Here is a 5,303-nt window from a genome sequence, read left to right as displayed (position 1 = left end):
GCCGTGGTGAAGGCGGCGCCACCGCCGCCACCGCCCGTGCCGCGCGGCACGCACTGGTCGTACGAGGGCGACAGCGGTCCTGCCAACTGGAGCAAGATCAATGTGGACTGGGCAAAGTGCGGCAACGGCAACCGCCAGTCGCCGATCGACATCCGCGACGGCATGAAGGTGGAACTGGAACAGATCAGCTTTGACTACCATCCCTCGTCGTTCAGCGTCGTCGACAACGGCCACACGGTGCAGGTGGGTGTCAGTGGCGGCAACTACATCACGGTGCAGAACCGCATGTTCGAGCTGCAGCAATTCCATTTCCACCGCCCGTCCGAAGAGCGCATCAACGGCAAGGCGTTCGAGATGGTGGTGCATCTGGTGCACCGCGACGCGCAAGGACGGCTGGCCATCCTGGCCCTGCTGCTGGAACGCGGCGCGCCGCAGGCGACCATCCAGACCGTGTGGAACAACCTGCCGCTGGAAAAATTCGAGACCATGCAGCCATCGATCCTGCTCGACCCGGCCGAAATGCTGCCGGCGCGGCGCGACTACTACACCTATATGGGATCGATGACGGAGCCGCCGTGCAGCGAAGGCGTGCTGTGGATGGTGATGAAGCAGCCGGTGCAGGCATCGGCGGCGCAGATGGCGCTGTTCAGCCGTTTGTATCCGTTGAACGCGCGCCCGATTCAGCCCACCAATGGCCGCATCATCAAAGAGTCAAACTGAAGCGGGTTCAGACCCGGCGGGACTGACCTCAATGCGCTGGCGGCCGACCCACTCGGCGCCAGCTGCCAGCGTATCGGGCTGGATCAGCGCCGGCTCGATGCAGATGAAGCGCGGCTGCTCGTCGCCAGCCAGGTCGGGCAGGGCGGCGGCGTCCTGTGCGCCGGGATTCCAGACGACGGCATCCGTGAAGCCCTGCTGCTCCATGCGCAGGGTATGGCTGCCGGCCTGCAAGGCCAGCGCGCCGGGCAGCTGGTAGTAGATGCGGTCTAGCTTGTCCGCAAACTGCAGCAATTCTTCCGCTTGCAGTGCATCCTGCGGCGTCTCGTCCGAATAGCGTACGCGTTGCAGGCCTTTGATGCGCGCCTGGCCCAAATCATCGATCGCAAAATAGGTATGCAGGGCCGCCGAGAACGGGAAGGCCTGCTCGCCCGTGTTGTGTACGGACAGGCTCAGGTCCAGCGCGCATGCCTTGACGGCCACGCGCAGGCGCAGGGTAAAGGCGTATGGCCAGGCGGCGGCGATCGCCTCCGGCAAGTCGGATTGTGTCAGGCAAAATTGCGCCCATGCCGCGCCATCGGTTTCGCCGCTGGCCGACAGCTGCCATGTTGCCACGCGCGCAAAGCCGTGGCGCATGCCGCTGCCGCGTGCGCCGAACTGGGGGAAGATCACGGGCACGCCGCCACGGATGGCGCGGCTGCCATCGAGGGCGGAATCGCGGCTGCAGAACAGGCGTTCCTGGCCATCGCTGGTTTGCCACGAGACCAGGTGGCCGCCGTACAGGGTGACGGTCGCCTGCGCGCCGTCGGCGGCACGGATGGTCACGGCCGGCAATTGGCCAAAAGTGCTGTTGCGCATGCGGGTGTCCATGTCAGGTCAAACGGCTTTTCGCCAGCGGCGGATTCTTCGCGAAATAATTCTTGATGCCCGTGACGATGGCATCGGCCATCTTGTCCTGGTAGCCGTTGTCGGTCAGCTTGGCTTCTTCTTCGGGATTCGAGATAAAGGCCGTCTCGATCAGGATCGAAGGAATGTCGGGCGCCTTCAGCACGGCGAAGCCGGCCTGCTCGACGGAACCCTTGTGCAGGCGGTTGATGCCGCCGATTTCGCGCAGCACGGCCGCGCCCAGCTTCATGCTGTCATTGATCTGCGCCGTCGTCGACAGGTCGAGCAGCACGCTGGCCAGCTGCTTGTCGTGGTTTTTCACGTTCACGCCGCCGATCAGGTCGGCCTGGTTTTCCTTGTTGGCCAGCCAGCGCGCAGCCGTCGAGGTGGCGCCTTTTTCCGACAGCACGAAGACGGAGGAACCGCGCGCCGTCGGCTGGATGAAGGCATCGGCATGGATCGAGACGAACAGGTCGGCCTGCACCTTGCGCGCCTTTTCCACGCGCATGCCCAGCGGGACGAAGAAGTCGGCGTCGCGCGTGAGCATCACGCGCATGTTCGGTTGCAGTTCCAGCTTGGTTTTCAGGCGCTTGGCAATGGCCAGCACCACGTCTTTTTCACGGCTGCCACGGCTGCCCATGGCGCCCGGATCTTCACCGCCGTGGCCGGGGTCGAGCGCGATGGTAATCATGCGCACCACTTTCTGGCCTGGCAGGGGGCGCGCCTCGGGACGCTGTTCCGGCCGCACGTCGGGCACGGGCGGCACGACGGCCACCACCGGCGGCGCGATGGCTACGGGCGGCTTGCCGCTCTCGGGCAGCGGCAGCGCGGGCGGCGGCGTATGCGTGTCGGACATCAAAGGCTTGGCCGGGTCGCTGGACCAGTCGCCTTTTTCGATCATTTGCGCGATCAGGTCCGGCTCGTGCACGGGATACAGGTCGAAGATCAGGCGGTGATTGTAGGAGCCTGCCGGCGGCAGGGTAAACAGCTGCGGCGTGACTTCTTCCTTCAGGTCGAACACCAGGCGCACCACGTTGGGCCGGTTCTGCCCCACGCGCACCTGCTTGATATAAGGGTCGTTCGACTGGATCTTCGCCACCAGGCCTTTCAGGGTGGGATTGAGTTCCAGGCCTTCGATGTCGACCACCAGCCGTTCCGGATCCTTGACGATGAAGTGGGTCGCCTTGAGGATGCTGTCGTTTTCCAGGGTGACGCGGGTGTAGTCCTCGGCCGGCCAGACGCGCACGGCGAGAATTTGCGCCGCCATCGCCGACATGGGCGCGAACACGGACAACAGCAGGGTGCCGCCGGCCTTGAGGACCGTGCGCCGGGTGATGGGCGAGGAAATCAAAGGTTCGGGGCGAATTTGAGACGGTGAAGGCATGACAGACCCAATTCAGAAGACGCTTGCAATTCTACATCACGGCCTGTGCCCGCAACGTTCAAATAAATATTCAGGTCGGCCGGCGGCAGCACCGGTTCGGCTTTTTCCGGCCATTCGACGATGCAGATGTTGTGGCCGTCGAAGTCTTCGCGAAAGCCCGCATCGAGAAATTCCTCGGCGCTGCCCATGCGGTACAGGTCGAAATGGATGACGTTGACGCTCTGGCCGTCGAGCTGCACCGTGTACGGTTCGGACAGGGTATACGTGGGACTCTTGACGTTTCCCGCATGGCCGGCCGCATGCAGCAGTGCGCGCGTGAGGGCCGTCTTGCCGGCGCCCAGGTCGCCGTGCAGGTAGATCGCCAGGCCGGGCGCCAGCGCGCGCGCCAGTGCGGCGCCCAGCGCGGCGGTGCCGGCTTCGTCATGGAGGTGGGCTGTGAAGTGTTCGGTCATTGTCTTCGGTATCGCATAAAATGGAGGCTCATGTCATTGTAACCGCCCGCGTCCCCGCCGTTTCGCTTAAAGTCCCCTGAAAACCCCTATGTCCGCCACCGTCACCGATCTTGAACTCCTTGCGCGCTCCATCAAGCAATGGGGGCGCGAGCTGGGATTTGCCGAGGTGCGCATCGCCGATGTCGACCTGTCGCACATGGAAGCGCCCTTGCAGGCCTGGCTCGATGCAGGGTATCACGGCGAAATGGATTACATGGCCAGCCACGGCATGAAGCGTGCGCGCCCGGCCGAACTGGTGCCGGGCACGGTGCGCGCCATCAGCGCGCGCATGAACTACCTGCCGCCGGCGCTGGGACCCGAGTGGCGCGCCCACGAAGCGGCGCGCGATGCCGATCCGGGCGCCGCCGTGATCTCCGTGTATGCGCGCGGCCGCGACTATCACAAGGTGATGCGTTCGCGCCTGCAGCAGCTGGCCGAGCGCATCAAGGGCGAGATCGGCGACTTCGGCTACCGCGTCTTCAGCGATTCGGCGCCCGTGATGGAAGTCGAACTGGCACAAAAGGGGGGCCTGGGCTGGCGCGGCAAGCACACCTTGCTGATCAACCGCCAGGGCGGCTCCTTCTTTTTCCTTGGCGAGATCCTCGTCGACGTGCCGCTGCCGGTCGATGCGCCGGAAACGCCGCGCTGCGGCCAGTGCTCGGCGTGCATCACGGTGTGCCCGACGCAAGCCATCCTGGGGCCGTACCAGCTCGACGCGCGCCGCTGCATCTCCTACCTGACGATCGAATTGAAGGGCGCCATCCCTGTCGAGATGCGCGCGCTGATCGGCAACAAGGTATACGGCTGCGACGATTGCCAGACTGTCTGCCCGTGGAACAAGTTCGCCGAGCGCGCCGTGGTGCCCGATTTCGACGAGCGCCACAGCCTGGGCAGCGCCGGCATGGTGGAGCTGTTCGCCTGGACGGAAGAGGAATTCAACCGCCGCATGGAAGGCAGCGCGATTCGCCGCATCGGCCACGAACGCTGGCTGCGCAACCTGGCCGTCGGCATGGGCAATGCGGCCGCCAAGGCCAAAGGCCAGTCCGACATCGTCGCGGCCCTGCTGTCGCGCCGCGAGCACCCGTCGGCCATCGTGCGCGAACACGTCGAATGGGCGCTGGCGCTGCACGGCATCGCCTAGCGTTTTTCAGGCCTGCTTCAGGCGCAGGGCCGACCATTCCCCGTCGATGGCGACCATCGCCACGCTGTCTAGTCCCAGCACCTGCGCATAGGCGCGGATGTCGTCGCGGCCGATATCGCTGCCCGCCTTGAGCCCGCCCTTGCGGTACGCCACCCACAGGGCGCCGCCGCTGAGCAGACGCGCCTGCGCCATTGGCAGGTACTGTTCCAGTTGCGCGCGGCTGCGCGCAAACACCAGCAGCCAGTCGGCGCTGGCGTTGTCACCTACCCGCTTTTCCGCCGGCAGCTGCGCCAGCAATTGCCCATGGTCGCCGCCTTCATTGAGCACGGCCAGGGCTGTCGCGTTCTTTACATACATTTTTTCAGCAACGGTTTTGTCAGGCATGGCGGTGGCATGTGGATGGCGGGAAAGGCGAGCATAACAAATTTCTCCTTGACTTATCGATATATCGTTATAAAATGGCCTCACCTACTAACGATATATCTTTAAAGAGAAAACATGAGAAACTCACATCACACAGAACACGGCCACGGCGGCCATCATCATCACGGCCATTGCGGCCAGCACCACCATCATCACGGCGAGCATCGCCACGAACGTCACGACTACGCCATGCACGGCCGCGGCCCGCGCGGCTTTGACGAGCGTGGCGACGGCATGGGCCATGGCGGCCCCGGTGGACGGG

The 5,303-nt window shown here is 64.5% G+C and carries 6 protein-coding genes; 2 read left to right on the top strand and 4 right to left on the bottom strand.

Annotated features, from left to right (window positions below):
• Window positions 1-720 (top strand): carbonic anhydrase (locus JaAD80_RS27680; RefSeq protein WP_102299335.1); only part of this gene is annotated, 720 nt, incomplete at its 5' end.
• Here the strand turns inward: JaAD80_RS27680 and JaAD80_RS27675 are convergent.
• The 3 genes from JaAD80_RS27675 to tsaE are packed head-to-tail and all read right to left on the bottom strand — an operon-like array spanning window position 712 to window position 3,438.
• Window positions 712-1,575: a D-hexose-6-phosphate mutarotase gene (locus JaAD80_RS27675; protein WP_180979625.1), complete on the bottom strand. Its 864-nt coding sequence runs from the start codon at window positions 1,573-1,575 to the stop codon at window positions 712-714. The two genes, JaAD80_RS27680 and JaAD80_RS27675, sit on opposite strands and share 9 nt — an antisense overlap.
• Window positions 1,576-1,588: 13 nt before the next feature.
• Window positions 1,589-2,986: an N-acetylmuramoyl-L-alanine amidase gene (locus JaAD80_RS27670; RefSeq protein WP_102299331.1), complete on the bottom strand. Its 1,398-nt coding sequence runs from the start codon at window positions 2,984-2,986 to the stop codon at window positions 1,589-1,591.
• A complete protein-coding gene (tsaE, locus tag JaAD80_RS27665; RefSeq protein ID WP_102299329.1) occupies window positions 2,950-3,438 on the bottom strand; it encodes a tRNA (adenosine(37)-N6)-threonylcarbamoyltransferase complex ATPase subunit type 1 TsaE in 489 nt (162 codons plus the stop codon). The genes JaAD80_RS27670 and tsaE overlap by 37 nt, the downstream gene beginning before the upstream one ends.
• Window positions 3,439-3,526: 88 nt before the next feature.
• Between tsaE and queG the strand changes: the two genes are divergently transcribed.
• Entirely contained in the window at window positions 3,527-4,618 is a 1,092-nt protein-coding gene (gene queG / locus JaAD80_RS27660; protein WP_102299328.1) for a tRNA epoxyqueuosine(34) reductase QueG, read from the top strand.
• Window positions 4,619-4,624: 6 nt separating this feature from the next.
• Here queG and JaAD80_RS27655 read toward each other — a convergent pair whose 3' ends face one another.
• The gene (locus tag JaAD80_RS27655) at window positions 4,625-5,002 is read right to left on the bottom strand and encodes a DUF3052 domain-containing protein (protein ID WP_102299326.1); all 378 of its coding nucleotides are present in this window, start codon (window positions 5,000-5,002) and stop codon (window positions 4,625-4,627) included.
• Window positions 5,003-5,303 lie beyond the last annotated feature (301 nt).

The sequence above is a fragment of the Janthinobacterium sp. AD80 genome, assembly GCF_002878455.1.
Taxonomy (GTDB): Bacteria; Pseudomonadota; Gammaproteobacteria; order Burkholderiales; family Burkholderiaceae_D; genus Janthinobacterium.
This window is presented reverse-complemented; position numbering and strand designations above follow the sequence as displayed.

What these genes read in the sequence shown, in the direction of transcription:
- tsaE (WP_102299329.1), bottom strand. Translation starts at nt 3,438, where the DNA reads ATGACCGAACACTTCACAGCCCACCTCCATGACGAAGCCGGCACCGCC.
- JaAD80_RS27670 (WP_102299331.1), bottom strand. Translation starts at nt 2,986, where the DNA reads ATGCCTTCACCGTCTCAAATTCGCCCCGAACCTTTGATTTCCTCGCCC.
- JaAD80_RS27655 (WP_102299326.1), bottom strand. Translation starts at nt 5,002, where the DNA reads ATGCCTGACAAAACCGTTGCTGAAAAAATGTATGTAAAGAACGCGACA.
- JaAD80_RS27675 (WP_180979625.1), bottom strand. Translation starts at nt 1,575, where the DNA reads ATGCGCAACAGCACTTTTGGCCAATTGCCGGCCGTGACCATCCGTGCC.
- queG (WP_102299328.1), top strand. Translation starts at nt 3,527, where the DNA reads ATGTCCGCCACCGTCACCGATCTTGAACTCCTTGCGCGCTCCATCAAG.